Origin of the sequence: Dokdonella fugitiva, from assembly GCF_014138265.1 — a bacterium.
Classification (GTDB): domain Bacteria; phylum Pseudomonadota; class Gammaproteobacteria; order Xanthomonadales; family Rhodanobacteraceae; genus Dokdonella_A; species Dokdonella_A fugitiva_A.
This window is the reverse complement of record NZ_JACGXL010000006.1, coordinates 191,304-209,718: the sequence shown is the minus strand read 5'-3', so window position 1 is coordinate 209,718 and position 18,415 is coordinate 191,304. Positions and strand designations below refer to the sequence as shown.

Genomic DNA, 18,415 nt, shown 5'->3' with positions numbered 1-18,415 from the left:
CGTGGGAATCCGCATGTCCGCCGTCGCCCTGCCGCACGAACGCCCGGCCGAGTTCCTCGGCCATCCGAAAGGCCTCTACATCTGTTTCCTCACCGAGATGTGGGAGCGCTTTTCGTTCTACGGCATGAAGGCGCTGCTGCTGCTCTACCTGGTGAAGTACCACCTGTTCACCGACGACAACGGCTACAACCTCGTCGGCGCCTACGGCGGCCTCGTCTACGCGACGCCGGTGATCGGCGGCCTGCTCGCCGACCGCTGGCTCGGCATGCGCAAGGCAGTGGTATTCGGCGGCATCCTGCTCGTGCTCGGCCATCTCGGCATGGCGATCGAAGGCCATCCCGCGTCGAGCGTGAACGGCGTCGTCGTGCGCGACGCGCACGCGCTGCAGGTGTTCTACTTCTCGCTCGCGCTGATCATCCTCGGCGTCGGCTTCCTCAAGCCGAACATCTCGACGATCGTCGGCAAGCTCTACGGCGACAACGACCCGCGCCGCGAATCGGGCTTCACGCTGTTCTACGCGGGCATCAACCTCGGCGGCACGTTCTCCGGCATCCTCTGTGGCTGGCTCGGCGAGACCTACGGCTGGGGCTGGGGTTTCGGTGCTGCGGGCGTCGGCATGCTCGCAGGACTCGCGAACTTCCTCTACGGCCAGAAATACCTGCTCGGCCACGCCGAGCCGCCCGATCCCGAACGCCTGCGCGCGCGCGTGCTCGGCCCGCTCACGCGCGAACACCTCATCTATCTCGCCTCGATCGCCGGCCTCGTCGTCATCTGGGGGCTGATCCAGGCGCACTCGCTGTTCCTCGCGATCATCCCGGGCTGGTTCGAACCGAGCCCGGTGCTGCTCGGCATGCACCTCATCGGCCTGTGCCTGCTCGGCGGCATCCTCTGGTTCATGTTCACGCGCTGCACGAAGGTCGAGCGCGAGCAGATGTTCGTCGTGCTCGCGTTCATCGCGTTCTGCCTCGTGTTCTTCACGATCTACGAGCAGACCTACGGCTCGTGGGTGCTGTTCTCCGACCGCGTGATGAACCATCGCGCGCTCGGCGCGGAATGGAGCGCGAGCGAACTCACCTCGCTCGGCTCGTTCTTCATCCTCGTGCTCGCGCCGATCTTCGCCTGGCTGTGGCCGCGCCTCGAGCGCGCCGGCTGGAACCCGAGCAAGCCGGCGAAGTCCGGCTACGGCCTCATCCTCGGCGGCGTCGCATTCCTCGTGCTCGTGTGGAGCGCGCGCCACCCGGAGGCGAACGGACTGACGAACATCTGGTGGTTCGTGTTCGCCTACTTCGTGCTGGAAATCGGCGAGATGCTGCTGTCGCCGATCGGGCTGTCCGCGGTCACCGAACTCAGCGTGCCGCGCGTCACCAGCCTCATGATGGGCGGCTGGTTCCTCGGCACCTCGTATTCGGAAGTGCTCGCCGCCGCGCTCGGCAAGCTGTCCTCGATCGAGATCCCCGAGGGCGAGACGCTCAACGTCGCCGACGCACTCGCGAAGTACGACTCGCTGTTCGTGTTCTCCGCGAAGATCGGCATCGGCGCCGGCCTGCTCGTGTTGCTGCTGACACCGCTGATCAAGCGCTGGATGCACGGCGTGCGATGAGCCCGAGCGCCGCCGCCATGCGCCGCGCGTCCGCCCTCGTCGCGTCGCTCGCGCTGGCGTCCGCGCACGCGGCGTCGCTCGACCCCGCGCGCGCCGCGCGCATCGACGCCGACGTGCAGGCGATCCTCGCGCGCACGCACACGCCGGGCGCGGTCGTCGCCGTCGTGCAGGACGACCGCGTCGTCTACCGCAAGGCCTACGGCCTGCGTGATCGCGAGCGCGGCCTCGCCGTCGACACCGGCACGCCGTTCGAGATCGGCTCGATCACCAAGCAGTTCACCGCCGCGGCGATCCTGCAGCTGCAGGAAGCGCACAAGCTCGACATCGACGCGCGCCTCGCGACAATCCTGCCCGATGCGCCGCACGCGGGCGAAGTCACCTTCCGCCAGCTGCTCTCGCACACGAGCGGCCTGCCGGAATACCTCGAAGGCGACGATGTCGAGGCCTGGGCGTCGAAGCCGCACACGTTCGACGAGATCATCGCGCGCGTCGCCGGCAAGCCGCTCGTGTTCGCGCCGGGCAGCCGCATGGCCTACTGCAACACCGGCTACGTCCTGCTCGGGCGCGTGATCGAAGTCGTCTCGCACGAACGCTATCGCGACTACGTGCGCAAACACCTGCTGCGCCGCGCGGGCATGACGCACACGGCGACGGTCGCGGACGAACCGCATCTCGCGGGCATGGCGGTCGGCTACCGCGTCGACCACGGCCGGTCCGAACGCGCACCCGTGATCGAGGACAGCGTCGGCGGCGCCGCCGGCCATCTCGTCTCGACCGTCGACGACATGATCCGCTGGAGCCGCGCGCTCGCCCGCGGCGAGATCGTCGGCGGCGCGAGCGTTCGCCTGATGACGACCGCGACACCGCTCGCCGAAGGCAGCGCCGACTACGGCCTCGGCCTGTTCGTCGACCGCGTGCGCGACCAGCCGCGCATCGGTCACACCGGCGGCTCGTTCGGCTTCACCTCGGCGAACGAGTTCTTCCCGGCCCAGCACGTGCGCCTCGTCGCGCTCACCAACAACACGACCAGCCCGGAACCCGGCGAGACGATCACCAACGCGATCTTCGATGATCTCTTCCCGGCGATCGCCGCGGCCGCGGACACGCCTGTGGCGGACGAACCCGCGCCGGTGACGGCGCGCATCAAGGCGCTGTTCGACGACGTGCAGCACGATCGCGTCGACGCGACCACGCTCGCGCCGAAGCTCGCGGCGAAGATGCAGGCCGGTCTAGCGCACCGGCTCGCGGCGCTGTTCGCGCCCTACGGTGCACCGACGCGCACCCTCTACAAGGGCACGCGCACCGAGCGTGGCCTCGAGTGGTACGACTACGTGCTCGCGTTCGGTCCAGGCAGCCGGCTCGCGTTCTCGATCGGGCTCGACGACGCCGGCCGGATCGCCTCGCTCTCGTACGGCTGACGCATGGCGACCGTCGGTGTGCTCGTCTACGACGACGTGCAGTCGCTCGACGTCACCGGACCGATGGACGTGTTCGCGGCCGCGAACGCGCGCGCGAGCGGCCGCGCGCCCGTGTACGCGCTGTGCACGATCGGTCGCGACGCGACGCCGGTGCGCACCGAAGGCCGCGTCACGATCGTGCCCGACACGACGCTCGCGCACGCGCCCGAACTCGACACGCTCGTGATCCCGGGCGGTGCGGGCAGCCGCGTCGTCAACGCCGATCCCGTGCTGCTCGACTGGATCCGCGAACGCGCGGCGAGCGCACGCCGCGTCGTCTCCGTCTGCACCGGGCTCTACATCCTCGCCGCGACCGGCCTCGTCGACGGCCGCCGCGTCACCACGCACTGGGCGCACGCGGCGGATGCGCAGGCGCGCTATCCGGGCGTGCGCATCGAAGCGGACCACCTGTTCCTGCGCGACGGCCGCTTCCACACCTCGGGCGGGCTCACCGCGGGACTCGATCTCGCGCTCTCGCTGGTCGAGGAAGACCACGGCGCCGCGGTCGCGCTCGCGGTCGCACGCGAACTCGTGATGTACATGAAGCGCCCCGGCAACCAGGCGCAGTTCTCCGCGCCGCTCGATGCGCAGACGCGCGGCAGCGGGCGCCTGCGCGCGCTCGTCGACTGGCTGCTCGACCATCTCGACGAGGACCTCGGCGTCGAGCGTCTCGCCGACCGCATGGCGATGAGCCCGCGCCATTTCAGCCGCCTGTTCGCCGACACGTTCGACGCGACGCCCGCGCGCTACGTCGAACGCCTGCGCCTCGAACGCGCGTGCGTGCTGCTCACCTCGGGCACGCTCGCGATCGACCGCGTCGCCGCGACGGTCGGCTTCGCCAGCGCCGACGCGTTCCGGCGCGCATTCCGCGTGCGCTACGGCGCGTCGCCGAACGAATACCGCGAGCGCTTCGGCCGCTGACCGCGGATCGGGCGACCGTGCGATGGCCGGATTCGTCGGCTGTTCGTCCCCATCGCCGTGCGTGCACGCCCGACACTGCGCATCACCCTGACACGGAGATGCGCCATGAAACCGCTGCGCTGGCTGCTCGCGATCCTGCTGCTCCCGCTCGTTCCGAACCATGCCGAACCTGCGCCGCCGGCGAAGACGCGCGTCGCGATCCTCATGTTCGACGGCGTCGAGATCATCGACTTCGCCGGCCCGTACGAGGTGTTCGGGCAAGCCGGTTTCGACGTGCACACCGTTTCGCGCGACGGCAAGGCGGTGAAGACCGCGATGAACCTCCGCGTCAACGTCGACCATTCGTTCGCCGACGCGCCCGCGGCCGACATCATCCTCGTGCCCGGTGGCGACGTCGAGGCCGCGGCGAAGGACGAGGCGACGCGCGCGTGGCTGCTGAAGAACGCCGCGTCCGCCACGCAGGTCATGAGCGTGTGCACCGGCTCGGACATCCTCGCCAACACCGGCCTGCTCGACGGCCAGAAGGCGACGACGTTCCACAACCACTTCGACCACATGGCGAAGAACTATCCGAAGGTGACCGTGGTGCGCGACCAGCGCTGGGTGCAGGCGGGCAAGCTCGTCACCTCGGCCGGCCTCGCCTCGGGCATCGACACCGCGCTGCACGTCGTCGCGAACGTTCGCGGCACCGAGGCCGCGCGCTCGGTCGCGATGCATCTCGAATACGCATGGTCGCCCGACGGCGGCTTCATCCGCGGCCTCATGGCCGACCAGTTCATGCGCATGCCGGAGAAACCGCTCGCGTTCGACGACGGCACCAAGGTCACCCAGCTCAGCTCGCTCGGCGACACGAAGTACTGGGAAACCGCCTATCGCATCGAATCGCCGATGGATCCGGTCGCGTTCATCGCCCACGTCCGCACGCTCGCGGTCGACGACAAGGCGCTGCGCATCCTCGACCTGCGCGACGCCAAACAACTCGCGTGGGAATACACGTCCGAGCGCGGTGGGCGATGGCGCCTGAGCCTCAAGGCCGACGACAAGCAGGCCGACGGCAGCTACCGCGTCGTGGCGAAGGTGATGCGCCTGATGTGAGCGCCCGCTCCCCGCGGAGCCAGCCACACGCGTAGGGTGGGACGCAGCGGCACGAGAACGCATGTGGATGCGAGGCCAGGCACCGCGAGTCCCACCGCATGCCACGCATCGCCGCAGGCCATCGGTGGGACTCGCCGCTGCGCGGCTGCGTCCCACCCTACGATCACGTGTTGGGGCGGCGGCACGCGCGTTGCGCGTACCGATGGGCATGGATCATGAGCGCGGCCCTGTAGGGTGGGACGCAGCGCGCGAGGCGATCGAGCGTGCGATTCGCTTCGACGCGAGTCCCACCGCTCCGCACACGAGTCGCACCGCTATAATCACCGCTCGCCCTCGCGGCGCGGGCGCCCCCGGCAATGCCCGCGGGGCACCGGCAAACGCAAGCGACGATGGTCAACGCGGTCTTCCGCTTCGGCGAATTCAGGCTCGACACGGTAAAGCGGGAGCTGCGGCGCGGCGACGAGCCGATCGACATGCCCGCGCGCGTGTTCGCGTGCCTCGCCCATCTCATCGAGCATCGCGAGCGCGCGGTGCCGCAGTCGGAACTCATCGCCGCGGTGTGGCGGCGCGACAACGTCTCCGACACGCAACTGTTCCAGCTCATCCTGCGCGCGCGCCGGCTCGTCGGCGACAGCGCCGACCGCCAGGAAGCGATCCGCACGATCGCCGGCTTCGGTTATCGCTGGGTCGTCGCGACGACCGTCGAGGCGATCGGCGACGCGGGCGCGGCGATGCCGGCGTCGTTGCAGGAACGCGATCCGACGCGCGCCGTCGCAGCGCCGGCGATGACCGCATCGTCGCCGATGCCGGGTTCGCACGCAGCCGACGCCCGGGCCGACGCGACGAACGCAGCGCTCGCAAACGTCTCGCCGGCATCACCGCTCCCGGCATCATCCGGTGATCCGCGCGACGCGCGACGCGCGGCGCCGCGCACGCGCCGCGCATCGCGCAGCGCGCTCGCCGGCGTGCTCATGGTGCTCGCGCTCGTTTCGATCGCAGCGGCGCTGTTCCTGCGCCACCGCGCCGAAACCGCGCCAGTTCCCGCAGGCACCGACGCGACGCTGCACGTCGCCGTGCGGCCGCTCGAGGTCGGCAGCGGCGCCGACGTCGCCTGGGTGCGCCTCGGCGGCATGGACCTCGTCGCCGACCGCCTGCGCCGCGCGCAGCTCGCGGTGCTGCCGAGCGAAGCGACACTCGGCGTGCTCACCGCAGGCAAGGCCGACCCCGACGGCGCGACGGCGCGGCTGCGCCGCGACGCGGGCATCGGCCTCATCGTCGACGGCCGCGTCGCGCGCGACCACGCCGCGTGGAACGTCGCGCTGCACGGCGCGCTCGACGGCACGCGCGACGTGCAGGCGAGCGCGACCGACAACGATCTCGTCGGCGCGCTGCGCCGCGCGAGCGACCAGCTCATCGTCGCGCTCGGTCGCGACGTGCCGGTCGAGCCCGCCGACGCGGCTTCGGCCGAACGCCTGCAGCGGGTGCGCGCCGCGCTGCTCGCCGACGATCCGGCGAGCGCGAAGGCGACGCTCGAATCGATCCCCGACGCGCAACGCGACGACGGCGAGGCGCGCCTGCTGCACGCGCAGGTCGAACAACGCCTCGGCCACTACGAAGCGGCCGAGCAGGAACTCACGCAGTTGCTCGAGCGCAAGCCGACGAGCGACGACGCCTACCTGCGCATGCGCGTGTTCATCACGCGCGGCAGCGGGCGCATCCGCCTCGGCCGCGCGCAGGAAGCACGCGCGGACTTCGACGGCGCGCTCGCCGCGCAGGGCGCCGGCAACTACGAACATGCGCTCGGCGAGGCGTATCTCGGTCGCGGCGCATCGAGCACGATCGCCAACGACTACGCGGCCGCCGCCGACGACCTCGGCCGCGCGCGCGTCGTGCTCGCGCAGAGCGGCGACCGCCTCGCGGTTGCGCGCGCCGACCTCGAATGGGCACTGCTCGATTCCGCGCGCGGCGCCGCCACGCAGGCGATGCCGCGCTACGAGGCGGCCGCGCGCCAGTTCGAGGCGTTCGCCGCGATGCGCCCGCTCAAGAGCGCGCTGATCGGCCTGCAGGACGTGCAGCTCGACCAGTTGCAGAACCACGCCGCGCTCGCGACCAGCGATCGCACGTGGACGCTCGCCGCCGGCGGCGGCGACCCGCTGCTGCTGCGCGTGCTCACCCTCATGCGCGCGCGCATCCAGCTCGCCTGCGGCCAGTTGCGCGCGGTGCACGACGCGCTCGCGCAGATCGAACGCGGCGACCAGGGCTACCTGCAGTTGTCGCGCGACGACCTGCGCATCCGCGTGCTGCGCGTCGAACTCGCGCTCGCCGAAGGCCGCCACGACGACGCCGCGCGCGAAGCCGCCCCGCTGCCCGCGGCGCTGATGGCCGAAGGCGCCGACGACACGCTGCAGGCGAAGGCGAACCTCTGGCGCCAGCGCGTGCTGCCGCCGACCGCAGCCGAACCCGGCGTGGCGATCGCGCCGTCGACGCGCACCGATGCCGGTTCGCGCGCGGGCGCACCCTACCGCCGTCTCGCCGAAGCCGAACGTGCGCTCGCGCTCGGCCGGCCCGACGACGCCGACCGCGCCTGGCGCCAGGCACTCGACCTCGCCGATGCCGACGGCACGCCGCGCACGATGGCGATGGTGATCGAATCCTGGGCGGGCGCGCTCATCGCCCGCGACCGGCTCGGCGACGCGGCCGCGCTGGTCGGCCGGGTCGGCGCCTGGGCCGCCGACGACTTCGACTGCGCCCTGCTCCAGCTCCGCCTCGCCCACGCGCTCGGCGAGCCTACCGCCTGGCGCAGTGCACTCGCGGCGGCGCGCGAACTCGCCGGCGAGCGTGCGATCCCGGCCGAGCTCACGCTCGCCCCGGCGCCGCGGGAAGGAAAAGGGGACGGAGGTAATTAACGGGGCGTAGCCTGGCGGGGCCCCTCGCTCCCGCGCCGTTAATTACCTCCGTCCCCTTTTCCCCTCCCCTTTTCCCCCAACGACGTGCTTGCGGAAGCCCGACGGAAGGCGATCGTAAGGCGAGCCGAATGGACGCCACCGGCGATCCGACGTGAAGTGCGTGGCGATTCCCCGCGGCCGCAGCCGCAGCCCCGCGCGGGCGTTCGCTCCCCAGCTCAGGAACCGATCCATGACAGCAACCCGGGTATCCACCCTCGCCCTGCTCGCCCTCGCGGCGACTTCGGCGAGCGCATCGACGACCTCGCGCTCCGGCGCGATCGCGCCGGCCGCGAGCCTCCCCGCCGGCGTGCTCGACCGCGTCTTCGCGAGCGGCAGCGACAGCGTCCGCGGCGGCAGCCCGGTCACCGTCTACACCGATCGCGCGGCGTTCCTCGCCGCGGTCGCGCCCGGCTATGCCGAGCACGACTTCAGCGAGATCGCGCCGGGCACGACCCAGCCGATCCAGTACACCGACGGCAGCGACAGCTGGCACTACGTGATCTTCACGGGCGTGTTCGCGACCCATCCGCTCTACAACGGTGATGGTTATATCTCGACCGACCGCGTCGACGACCCGATCTCCGTCGCGACCTCGATCTTCGACCCGCCGTTCACCGCGATCGGCGCGAACGTGTGGCCGTCGGACTTCTCGCTGCAACCGACCTCGGGCCAGGTCGTGCTCACCGTGCTCATGCAGGACGGCACGATCGGCGCGACCGAAACTGTCGACACGAGCGGATCCGACGACTTCCGCGGCTTCGTCGCGACCGCGCCGATCGCCGGCCTGTTCGTCGACGCCCCCGAGATCGACCCGCCCGTGCCCGGCCAATCGCAGGACCGCTGGGCCACGCTCGACAACCTCGTGATCGGGAGCGCCACGCCGTGATCGCCTCGTCCTTCCCGCGTTTCCATGCGCGTACGCTGCGCGCCGCCGCCCTCGCCGCCGCGTGCTTCGGCACGGCCTTCGCGCCGCTCGCCCACGCCGACATCGCCGTCACCGGCACGAGCACGCCGACGACCTACGCGCGCGGCCGCATCAACGCCTTCCTGCTCGACCTGCACGTCGTGTCGAACGCGTTCGGCGGCGCCGACGCACTCACCTTCCAGCTGCCCGCAGGCGTCACGCTCTCGGCCGTGCGCAAGCGCAACACCTTCACGTTCTGCTCGGACATCCATCCGCTCGTCAACGGCATGGGCACGAGTGACGGCGGCTGGTACCAGCTCGGCTGGCCCGCGCTCGACGGCTGCGGCAGCTTCGCCGGATCGCCCGACCCCGGCGAGGAACAGATCGTCATCGTCGACATCGACGTGCCGGCCGGCTACACCGGTGACCTGCCGCTGACCGTGCACGCGCTCGGCGACGGTAACGGCGATCCGCCGAGCGAAGCCGACCTCGTGCTCACGCTCGGCGACGAAGGCGCGCCGACGCAGCCGATCCTCGCGGTCGCCTCGAAGCTCGCACTGGCGACGCAGGGCGACATGCAGAGCGTGCAGACGCTCGCGATCGGCAACACCGGCGCAGGCACGCTGGACTACACGATCACGACCACGCTCAACGACGGCGTCACGCCGCCCGACTGCGGCACGCCGGTCATCGAACCGTGGCTCACGTTCGCTCCCGCGAGCGGCGCCGTCGCCGCCGGCGCGCACGCCGACGTCGCGCTGACGTTCGACGCGAGCATCGTCACCGCGGGCACGCACACGGCCGCGCTCTGCATCGCGAGCAACGATCCGGCCGAGCCGATGCGCGCGATCCCGCTGCAGTTCAGCGTGGCCGCCGTGTCGTGTGCGTCGCCGAGCAACATCTTCGCGAACGGCTTCGACGACGATGCGGACGGCACGTGCGCGAACGCGCTGCGCACGTTCGACGACCGCGACGCGTTCCTCGCCGCGGTCGCACCCGGCTACGAGACGAACGCGTTCACCGCGCTGCGCACCGGCTACGTGCACGGCCCGCTGCCGTTCGGCAACGCCTATCCCTACGCCGTCACCGCCGCACCGAGCTACGACATCGGCGACTTCTACCTGTTCGACGGCGCCGGCGAACTGTCGACCGTGTCCGCCGGCGACACCTCGGCCCTCACGATCACCTTCACCGGCGCACCGGTCACCGCGATCGGCGGCAACGTCTGGGGGCAGATGTTCCAGAACCTCACGAGCATCGAGATGAACCTGCAGCCGCCGACGGCGATCCGCATCGAGCTCGCTGACGGCACCGTCGAAACGTTCACCGCGACGAGCCAGCAGGACTTCCGCGGCTTCGTCTCGACCCGCCCGATCCACGCCCTCACGTTCAGCGCCCCGGTCGCCGACGGCGACGGCAACTACGTCTGGGGCGTGTTCGACAACCTCGTGGTGGGCAGCGCGCGCTGAGAGTCGCGATGGATCGACGTCGCGTTTTCGCTCCGGATGCCCTCACCCCAACCCTCTCCCGCAAGCGGGAGAGGGGAACAAGCATCGTCGCGTCGGCACGCTGCCGCGAGGCAGCACGTGCTTGTCGCCTCTCCCACTCGTGGGAGAGGCCGACGCGCGCAACGCGGCGGGTGAGGCAAGCAAAGCGCACCGCATCGCGCGTAATCACACGGCATGACACACTGCGTCCGGATTGCATCGCGCTGAGCGTGCGCGATCCCGCACTCCGGGGGATTTGAATGTCATCGCGTCGGCCGTCGAAGCTTCGCTTCGTTTTCATCGTTGCCTTGGCCTATGCCGCGGGTGACGCGCACGCCGTCGACGGCGCGCTCGATCCGACATTCGGCACCGGCGGCGTGGCGCGCGTCGGGCTCGCCGGAACGGCCCTTCAGGCCGTCGCTGCGCGCCCCGACGGTCGAATCGTCGCCTGCGGGACCTGGGACGGCGAATCGACGGGCTCGAAGATTGTGGTGTTCCAGCTACTCGCGGACGGCACGCCCGACCGCGAGTTCGGCGCCGACGGTATGCGATTGATCATCGCAACGTCGGAGCCTGCGCTGTGCACGGGCATTGCATTGCAACCGGACGGACGCGTCATCGTCTCGGGTCGTTCGATGGAGACGATGTCACCACCGAGCTGGAGCGCGGTGCGCATCGTGGCCAGACTTACGCCGAATGGCGCATTCGATCCGACCTTCGCTGGAGGTACGGGCATCCATACTTCGCACAGCGGATATGCCAACGCTCTGGCGTTGCAGCGTGACGGCAAGATCCTCGTCGCCGGGTACGGCGCAACCTTCATCACATCCTTGGCGGCCGATTTCCAGGTCATGCGCCTCTTGCCGGATGGCTCGATGGATACGACGTTTGGCTACTCCGGCGTGGCGATCGCCGGCCTTGCGGTCTTCTTCGATCGCAATATCGCGACGGCCATCGCCGTTGATCAAGAAGGACGCGCGGTCATCGCCGGCACGTCCACGATAACCGGCGCGAATCATGGCCGCATGGCTGCCGTGCGCTTCCAGCCCGACGGCAGGCTCGACACGACATTCGGAACCGGCGGGGAGATGCTGGGGCCTCCGGACTCGGAGGGTTTGAGCATCGCCGTGCAGCGGAACGGCGCGCTCGCGCTCAGCGGCAGCGTGAGAGACTTTTCCGACACCATCGCCATGGCGATGCGTGTCCTCGATGACGGCTCGATCGACACTGGTTTCGGCGATATCGGCGTTACGCGACTGCGATGGACCGAGGGCACCCGGCAATGGTCGACCGTAGGCGCCGCCGTCACGATCCAGCAAGACGACCGGATCGTAGTCGCGGGCTCCGCGCATCTACTCGAAAGGTTCGGCCTGTTGGGCCGCCTCGATGGATCCGGTCGACTCGACCCGACATTCGGCGTGAGCGGTATGGAAACGATCGACGCCGACCACATCGTCGACCCGCCGTCATCGTTTACCGCCGTTGCGCTGAGCAGCGGCCGCATCGTGGCGGCCGGAAGCGCGGCCGACGGGAACGGCAATTACGTCGGCGCGATCGCCCGCTTCGAGAGCGACCTGATCTTCGCCGACGGATTCTGAGGCCCCGTCCCACGACACCGTCGCGAAGACCTCGATCGCCACAGCGTATCCACTTGGGTGGGATGCAGCGCACGAGACTTCTGCGAAGCGACACGCTTCGACGCGAGTTCCCACCGCCGACCTCATCGTCGAAGCCCACGCTTATGCACGTCGCCGCTGCCCTCGATTCGCCCCATTCGTGCCCGCCACGCGCCATCGCACCACCCGAAGCTCGCACCCCGCCCCACGCGAGCACGCCATGACCCGACCGGCCGCCCTGCCCTCCGCGCATCTCCCCGGCCTCGACCTGCTGCGCGCGATCGCGATCGCCTGGGTGATGCTGTTCCATTCCTTCATCGTCGGCGGCCTCGGCGACGGCTTCGCGTGGCTGTCGCGCTACGGTTGGGTCGGGGTCGACATCTTCTTCGTGCTGAGCGGCTACCTCATCGGCTGCCAGTTGCTGCGACCGTTGCAGCGCGGCGAACCCCTGCGCCTCGGCGCGTTCTACGCGCGGCGCGCGTGGCGCATCCTGCCCGCATTCGCGGTCGTGCTCGCGGTCTACGCGTGCATTCCCGCGGCGCGCGAAGCGCCCGGGCTGCAGCCGTGGTGGCAATTCGCGACGTTCACGATGAACCTCACGATCGACTACACGCACAACCAGGCCTTCTCGCACGCGTGGTCGCTGTGCGTGGAGGAACACTTCTACCTCGTGTTCCCGCTGCTCGCGGCGTGGCTCGCGCGCAAGCGCTCGGGCGCGTGGTTCGTCGGCACCTGCGCCGCCGTGGTCGTCGCCGGCATCGCGCTGCGCACCGCGGTGTGGCTGCACGACGCGCAGCTCGCGCCCGCACGCAACTGGTTCATCGAAGACATCTACTACCCGACCTGGATGCGCCTCGACGGACTGCTCGCCGGCGTCGTGCTCGCGACGTTGCGCGTGTACCGGCCGCTGCTGTGGGATCGCGCGCAACGCCACGCGAACACGGCCCTGCTCGCCGGCATCGCCGTCGTCGCGTTCGCCCTCTGGCTGTTCCGCGACCGCACCGGGCTCGTGGGGAACGCGATCGGCTGGCCCGTGCTGTCGCTCGGCTTCGCCCTGCTCGTGTTCGCGGGCGCAGACCGGCACAGCGTGATCGGCCGCGCGCGCGTCCCCGCGGCCGGCTGGATCGCCGCGGTGTCCTACAGCCTGTATCTCAGCCACAAGCTTGCGATGCATGCGGTGCAGGGATGGCTCGCAGGCGTGCCTTCGCTGCCGAGCGCGGTCGTCTTCGCCGCCTATGTCGTTGCGATCCTGCTCACCGGCGCGGCGTTGCACTACGCGGTCGAGCGGCCGTTCCTGCGCTGGCGCGATCACGTGCGCCCGCGTCGTCGCGATGACGTGGCACCCGCGGTCGCCTAGAAGGCCACCTCGGAACCGCAATTCAACCCTTCGCTCCGAGTCCCCTCACCCCAACCCCTCTCCCGCAAGCGGGAGAGGGGACAACGATGGCCTCACCCGCGCACCGAGAGAGGAGAGCGTGTCGCCTCTCCCGCTCGCGGGAGAGGCCGACGCGCGCAGCGCGGCGGGTGAGGGAAAACGGAGCGCACGCCCCGCTCGCATGGCCGGACTCGACCAGGCGACCAAGCCCGGCGCGCCGATCAGCACCCGGAAGCGCAACTCGCGTAGTTCGCATCGCATTGCGCGAAGCAGTACGCCTGGTACTCCGGCGGGTTGTAGCCGCAGTCGTGGCGGCATTCGATGCGATCCTGCCGGCAATCGTCGAGGCACGAGGCCAGCGCCGGCGTGGCGATGCCGATGCCGAGCCCGAACGCGAATACGGCAGCACACCAGAACGTCAGGTTGTCGAGTTTCATGAGGTTCTCCTTCGCACCGGCCGGGACCATCGGAGTGCGCACGCGGCCGGAGACGCGCCCACCTGCGATGCCGAGGCATCGCGCCGTTCAGCCGGTCGGTTTGCGCACGAGCGCGAGCGAATGCCTGATCGTGGCCTCGCGGAACCCGCGAATCTCGCGATCGCCGATGAAGACCAGCGGCACGGCGGAGCCGCCGATGCTCTTGAACTTCTGCTCCGCGGATTCCGACTCATCGATCACGTAGTCGGCGTACTGCACGCCCGCCGCATCGAACAGCGCACGCGTCTTCTTGCAGTAGGGACACGTCGACGTGCTGAACAGCACGACGGGCGTGCCCGCCTCCGCGTAGAGCCGCGAATAGTCCCCCGCGACGAACTCCGGTGGAGGAAAGAGGCGCGCGTAGGTGACCCGCGCGAGCGGCGCGCCGAACAGGCCGCCGATGAAACAGGCCATGAGGATGGCCGCCGGGAGCGTGGCTTTGGGCAATCGCATCGCAACCTCGCGCGCGAGCTGCGCTGGCTGGTTGGGAGTGCCGTTATACGCTCGCGGGGATTGCGAAGTGGAAACTACGTCACATGTTATACTTTAACATATGTAAATGAATGCATGGCACAAGCCTTCTGGACCGCGACGCAGTCAAGTGACTTCGCCTAGTATCAAGCGGATCGTCGCGCTTGGCCGAACCACCCGTGGGCTAGTACACAATTGGTCGCCAATGACATCACGCAAGGGCGACAACGGGCATCTCATCCCATTGCTGGCCGTCGAGCAGGCGGCCATTACTTTTCTTCGTGCGACGCACGCCGTCTTCACCGTGAGCGCCCCATTGCTTGAAGAAAAACCGTACGCCGGCAGCGAGACATTGCGCTTGCACTTTGCGGGCCCATTCCGCCTTCATCGGCCTGGCCTTGGGCCCGGACTCTCCTCCGACGATGACCCAAGCAATACCGCGCAGATCGACTATGCCTATGTCTTCCAGCAGCGGCTCGATTGACAGGAAGCGTGTCTGTGCCTGCACCTTGCGTAGTTCGGCAATTCGAGGCACGCCGTGTCGCTTGTTCTCAACGGAGGTACCGAGCCAGATGTTGTTCGCCACACGTTTGCTATCGAGATAGCACGCCATGCGCTCCGGTCGCTTGGTGAGCACCTGAAACGTATGCATTGTGGCCGCGGCCATCGTCGAAAAAATTTGATCGATGAACTGATCCGGCACGTCAGGGTGGAACAGATCGCTCATCGAATTGACGAAGTACACGGTTGGCTTCGTCCGCCGCAATGGCTCATCGATCTTCTCTGGCCGCAGCCGGATCTTCTTGAACCCCTGCTCATAGCCCGGCGTGCGCATCGCTTGCAGCCGCCGGGCCATGACTTCCGCGTAGCAGTGCTTACACCCAGCGGACACCTTCGTGCATCCGACGACAGGATTCCACGTCTGCTCGGTCCATTCAATCTTCGATTGAGTGCTCATGCAATTCTCCGGACGACTTCGCCTTTGCCTTCGTCATAGTGCACGAATCGCTTGCGACGTCGCTTTGCCGCCTCGCATTGTAGAACACCATCGTCAATCAGTCGCTTCAATCCGAGCTGCAGCGAATTCGGCAAGCAGCCGTTGGCCTCAAGCATTGTCGCCCAAGCCTCAGCATCGATAACCGCTTCGTCGCCGACCGTTGGAAGCTTTGTAAGCCATGCCTCCGTATTAGGGGCGTCCGGCGTTAGCGAGGGCAAAATAGTACCGCTGGAAAACAGATCATCCACGCCAATCCGATCCTCCTGCCGCATCACTTCAGCCATGATGAATATCTGATCCTGCGCTGCGTTGGCCTTGTCGCATGCCTCGGCAAATGTATTCAGGCCACGCGCATCATGAGTGCCATGCACTAGAAAGTACTTCGGTAGACGCTGCCCTCGCGTATCACAGATCGGATAGCTCATCACGCGAAGGCGGCGATCTCCCGTCTCTGCGCAGGCTTCTCGAAGTGCAGCTTCATAGGCGCGAGTCGCCTCGACCTCGAGTCGCTTCCCACTCCAATGACTGAGAAGCTGATCCGTCCGCGAGCCATAGAGCTTTCGGAGGTTTGCGACATCCCCAGCCTTCCCGGATCCAAATGCCCATTTAATGTGGGACCACATGTGATTGATCAGGACTTCTACGCGAGGCATCGAAAGCAGCGGCGCCAGCACAGCGGGCTCGATAAGCCCCGCATACCCTTTGGGGTCAATGAAAACGAATCCATGGGCTTCCGTTCCGAGGAAGTCGACTATGTAGTCAATGGAGCTTTGAAACGACGCGTTCAGCGTTTGGATCTTGACGCGAGAGTCGCTCTTCGTCTCAGCGAAGGCTCTCAGCCGCTCATACGCGGCGGGGTCCTGCTCAATCCATAGAGCGTGGATCTCAGGCCGACGTTGGAATCTCGCACCCAAAGTCTCTGCGCAGCCTCTCAAAGTGCTGACCGAAAGGCCAAAGGACGTGTCCGTTAACTCGTCGGTGGCCGAGAGCCAAGGACCAGCGAATGCGTCCACAAAAGACAGCCTCTTCGCACGCTGGCCAAGGATCATGGCGTAGCGCTCGACATATTCTTTGAGGAGAGAGTGCTTTGCCTTCGCGTGCTCCCGCTCCTTGTACGGGTCTAGGTCCTCCTTGCTGATCATGCTCTACCCCTATAGGTCTGCAGTCATTTTTGCACTAGTCTTAAGTCCTGAGACCTCATCCTGTTCCCATCCTCCCGTGCCACCCGGCACACGCCCGCCGCGCCACAGGGGCCCGGCGGTCGGTCCGAAGATGACGACAGGAGAGACGTGCATGACTCAGAACATCGCTACGCTGAACCTCACCGATGCCCAGCTCGCGGCCGTGGATGCGGCGCTCACGGAGCTGGAGACGCAGCTGGCGGGGCTCATCGCGCTGCCGGCTACGCAGAAGCGCGGCTTGCGCAAGATGGGCGAGAAGTCGGAGGCGTTCTGCCGGCAGGCGCTGCGCGTGCTGGAGCAGAATCCGCAGCTGGTTCCGCCGAACGTGCTGGCGGCCGATGCGATCGGCGACCTCGCCGCGATCGACAAGCTGCGTCCGCGCATGACGCGCCTCTCGCGCCTGAGCGAGCGGGCGTCGGATACGGACATCGCGCTCGGCAGCGACGTGATGACGACCGCACTGCAGGTGTATGGGCTGCTCAAGCTCACGGGAGCGGGCGAAGGCCTGGAGGCGATGCGCAGGGATCTCGGCACGCGGTTCGAACGCGGTCCGAAGATGGCCCCACCGAAGGCCGCCTGATCCGTCCACTCCATCCTTCCCGTTCCACGAAGCCGAGGCCGCAGCGATGCGGCTTTTTTCGTGCCTGCATTCGCGCATCAGGTGCCGAGCAGGCGATGCACGAGTGCCACATCGACCACGCCCGTGACCGGCAGGCCGTTGGCGGCCTGGTATTCGCGCACGCACTTCGCGCTCGCGCTGCCGAACACGGCGTCGCACTTGATGTCCCGGTCGTCGTCGGACAGCGCGAGCTGGATCAGCCGCACGTCCAACCCGCGGGGCAGCGGCGCCTGCGCCGCGAGCAGCCGCGTACCCGGTTGCGGCCCGTCGTAGCTGTTCGGTGGCAACGCGGCGAGCGTCGCGGTGGAAATCTCCTGCTCGCGCACGACCAGCGGCAGCGGCAAGCCCCACTGGCCCTGGTCGATGAGGCGACGCAGCGCATCCATGCGATACACCGTCTTCCTCAGCAACTTGTTCGGTTGCGAAGCAAGCCACGCGCGACGCGCGTCGACATAGGCCGTGCACCATGTCTCTTCGCCGACGGCCGACACCGGCCCGGTATTCTGATTCACTCGGTCGCGGATCAGTCGCCATGAACCGTGCACGACGCTGTCGTAGACCACCGTCACGCAGAGCGGCCCGCTGATGTCGATCGCGTTGGCCTGGCGTATCGCGGCATCCCAGTAGACGCGGTCGAAGAAGGCATCCTGCGTGTCGCGCATGACCGGATCGTCCGCGCTCGCGCGCAGCACGTTGTGGAACTTGAAGTCCTCGTCGAGCGTGAGGTCCCGCGCGAGCAGGCGCGGCAGCAGCGGCGCCATCCGTGCGCCGATGCGCGCGCCAGGGTTGTCGCAGTAGGCCTGTATGAGATCGGACAGGTTGCCGCTCGCGAGCGTGGTCTGCGAGCGCCCGAACGTGAGGTGGCCCGGGTCTTCCGGCACCACGGTGACGTTGCCGTAGTCGCCGCGCACCGAGCCCGTCTCGAAGATGTTGATGATGGCTTGCGCGGTCTGCTTCTGGCTCGCGGTCGGCATGGCGATATGCAGCCCCCTGCTCTGCAGCCTTGGACCAACGACAGGACCCGTGACGACCGGCCCACCCTGTCGCGCGACTATCGCGCTGCCTCGACGCCGCAGCGATGGAAGAAATGCACATCGCGGTGTAGGAAATTTCTTACAGATCGGCGCGGATGACATGCGCCCCCTCCGTACGGCGGGACGGTAGCGCATCGCGTGTCCGGCGTCGCTTATGGCTGCAGCGACGGAAGAGCATCGCGGCGTCCGCCGCTCCCACAGCGTCGGCGTCGCGCGGCGGGCTCGCCAGTGGAATAC

The 18,415-nt window shown here is 68.4% G+C and carries 15 protein-coding genes; 10 read left to right on the top strand and 5 right to left on the bottom strand.

The window, feature by feature from the left end; all coding sequences use genetic code 11:
* Nucleotides 1-13 precede the first annotated feature (13 nt).
* The 9 genes from FHW12_RS17510 (at nt 14) to FHW12_RS17470 (ending at nt 13,382) form a co-directional block, all read left to right on the top strand.
* The gene (locus tag FHW12_RS17510; RefSeq protein WP_182532340.1) at nt 14-1,600 is read left to right on the top strand and encodes a peptide MFS transporter; all 1,587 of its coding nucleotides are present in this window, start codon (nt 14-16) and stop codon (nt 1,598-1,600) included.
* Between the two features lie 17 nt (nt 1,601-1,617).
* On the top strand, nt 1,618-3,018 hold the full coding sequence (locus FHW12_RS17505; protein ID WP_182532339.1) for a serine hydrolase domain-containing protein: 1,401 nt from the start codon (nt 1,618-1,620) through the stop codon (nt 3,016-3,018).
* A 3-nt stretch (nt 3,019-3,021) separates the two neighbouring features.
* Nucleotides 3,022-3,978, top strand: a complete 957-nt coding sequence (locus FHW12_RS17500) for a GlxA family transcriptional regulator (protein WP_182532338.1) — start codon at nt 3,022-3,024, stop codon at nt 3,976-3,978.
* Nucleotides 3,979-4,083: 105 nt separating this feature from the next.
* Nucleotides 4,084-5,073 (top strand): DJ-1/PfpI family protein, encoded by a 990-nt coding sequence (locus FHW12_RS17495; protein ID WP_182532337.1) that lies wholly within the window; start codon nt 4,084-4,086, stop codon nt 5,071-5,073.
* A gap of 389 nt (nt 5,074-5,462) precedes the next feature.
* A complete protein-coding gene (locus tag FHW12_RS17490; protein ID WP_182532336.1) occupies nt 5,463-7,979 on the top strand; it encodes a winged helix-turn-helix domain-containing protein in 2,517 nt (838 codons plus the stop codon).
* Nucleotides 7,980-8,208: 229 nt separating this feature from the next.
* Nucleotides 8,209-8,904 (top strand): hypothetical protein, encoded by a 696-nt coding sequence (locus FHW12_RS17485; protein ID WP_182532335.1) that lies wholly within the window; start codon nt 8,209-8,211, stop codon nt 8,902-8,904.
* Complete coding sequence (locus FHW12_RS17480) at nt 8,901-10,391, top strand: hypothetical protein (RefSeq protein WP_182532334.1); 1,491 nt, start codon at nt 8,901-8,903, stop codon at nt 10,389-10,391. The genes FHW12_RS17485 and FHW12_RS17480 overlap by 4 nt, the downstream gene beginning before the upstream one ends.
* Nucleotides 10,392-10,669: 278 nt before the next feature.
* Complete coding sequence (locus tag FHW12_RS17475) at nt 10,670-12,007, top strand: hypothetical protein (RefSeq protein ID WP_182532333.1); 1,338 nt, start codon at nt 10,670-10,672, stop codon at nt 12,005-12,007.
* Between the two features lie 238 nt (nt 12,008-12,245).
* A complete protein-coding gene (locus FHW12_RS17470) occupies nt 12,246-13,382 on the top strand; it encodes an acyltransferase family protein (protein ID WP_182532332.1) in 1,137 nt (378 codons plus the stop codon).
* A gap of 239 nt (nt 13,383-13,621) precedes the next feature.
* On the opposite strand, the gene FHW12_RS17465 is transcribed toward FHW12_RS17470, so the two are convergent.
* From FHW12_RS17465 to tcmP, 4 genes are all read right to left on the bottom strand, one after another.
* Nucleotides 13,622-13,837 (bottom strand): hypothetical protein, encoded by a 216-nt coding sequence (locus FHW12_RS17465; protein ID WP_182532331.1) that lies wholly within the window; start codon nt 13,835-13,837, stop codon nt 13,622-13,624.
* Nucleotides 13,838-13,924: 87 nt separating this feature from the next.
* Nucleotides 13,925-14,290 (bottom strand): glutaredoxin family protein, encoded by a 366-nt coding sequence (locus FHW12_RS17460; protein ID WP_182532330.1) that lies wholly within the window; start codon nt 14,288-14,290, stop codon nt 13,925-13,927.
* A gap of 268 nt (nt 14,291-14,558) precedes the next feature.
* Nucleotides 14,559-15,305, bottom strand: coding sequence for a DUF5131 family protein (locus FHW12_RS17455; protein WP_182532329.1), 747 nt, complete (start codon nt 15,303-15,305; stop codon nt 14,559-14,561).
* Complete coding sequence (gene tcmP, locus FHW12_RS17450; RefSeq protein WP_182532328.1) at nt 15,302-16,486, bottom strand: three-Cys-motif partner protein TcmP; 1,185 nt, start codon at nt 16,484-16,486, stop codon at nt 15,302-15,304. The genes FHW12_RS17455 and tcmP overlap by 4 nt, the downstream gene beginning before the upstream one ends.
* A 151-nt stretch (nt 16,487-16,637) precedes the next feature.
* Here tcmP and FHW12_RS17445 point away from each other — a divergent pair, with 151 nt between their 5' ends.
* Entirely contained in the window at nt 16,638-17,105 is a 468-nt protein-coding gene (locus FHW12_RS17445) for a hypothetical protein (protein ID WP_182532327.1), read from the top strand.
* Between the two features lie 77 nt (nt 17,106-17,182).
* Here FHW12_RS17445 and FHW12_RS17440 read toward each other — a convergent pair whose 3' ends face one another.
* Nucleotides 17,183-18,118 (bottom strand): chitosanase, encoded by a 936-nt coding sequence (locus FHW12_RS17440; protein WP_182532326.1) that lies wholly within the window; start codon nt 18,116-18,118, stop codon nt 17,183-17,185.
* Between the last annotated feature and the right edge of the window lie 297 nt (nt 18,119-18,415).

What these genes read in the sequence shown, in the direction of transcription:
- FHW12_RS17470 (WP_182532332.1), top strand. Translation starts at nt 12,246, where the DNA reads ATGACCCGACCGGCCGCCCTGCCCTCCGCGCATCTCCCCGGCCTCGAC.
- tcmP (WP_182532328.1), bottom strand. Translation starts at nt 16,486, where the DNA reads ATGATCAGCAAGGAGGACCTAGACCCGTACAAGGAGCGGGAGCACGCG.
- FHW12_RS17500 (WP_182532338.1), top strand. Translation starts at nt 3,022, where the DNA reads ATGGCGACCGTCGGTGTGCTCGTCTACGACGACGTGCAGTCGCTCGAC.
- FHW12_RS17485 (WP_182532335.1), top strand. Translation starts at nt 8,209, where the DNA reads ATGACAGCAACCCGGGTATCCACCCTCGCCCTGCTCGCCCTCGCGGCG.
- FHW12_RS17440 (WP_182532326.1), bottom strand. Translation starts at nt 18,118, where the DNA reads ATGCCGACCGCGAGCCAGAAGCAGACCGCGCAAGCCATCATCAACATC.
- FHW12_RS17490 (WP_182532336.1), top strand. Translation starts at nt 5,463, where the DNA reads ATGGTCAACGCGGTCTTCCGCTTCGGCGAATTCAGGCTCGACACGGTA.
- FHW12_RS17455 (WP_182532329.1), bottom strand. Translation starts at nt 15,305, where the DNA reads ATGAGCACTCAATCGAAGATTGAATGGACCGAGCAGACGTGGAATCCT.
- FHW12_RS17505 (WP_182532339.1), top strand. Translation starts at nt 1,618, where the DNA reads ATGCGCCGCGCGTCCGCCCTCGTCGCGTCGCTCGCGCTGGCGTCCGCG.
- FHW12_RS17475 (WP_182532333.1), top strand. Translation starts at nt 10,670, where the DNA reads ATGTCATCGCGTCGGCCGTCGAAGCTTCGCTTCGTTTTCATCGTTGCC.
- FHW12_RS17445 (WP_182532327.1), top strand. Translation starts at nt 16,638, where the DNA reads ATGACTCAGAACATCGCTACGCTGAACCTCACCGATGCCCAGCTCGCG.
- FHW12_RS17465 (WP_182532331.1), bottom strand. Translation starts at nt 13,837, where the DNA reads ATGAAACTCGACAACCTGACGTTCTGGTGTGCTGCCGTATTCGCGTTC.
- FHW12_RS17460 (WP_182532330.1), bottom strand. Translation starts at nt 14,290, where the DNA reads ATGGCCTGTTTCATCGGCGGCCTGTTCGGCGCGCCGCTCGCGCGGGTC.
- FHW12_RS17495 (WP_182532337.1), top strand. Translation starts at nt 4,084, where the DNA reads ATGAAACCGCTGCGCTGGCTGCTCGCGATCCTGCTGCTCCCGCTCGTT.
- FHW12_RS17510 (WP_182532340.1), top strand. Translation starts at nt 14, where the DNA reads ATGTCCGCCGTCGCCCTGCCGCACGAACGCCCGGCCGAGTTCCTCGGC.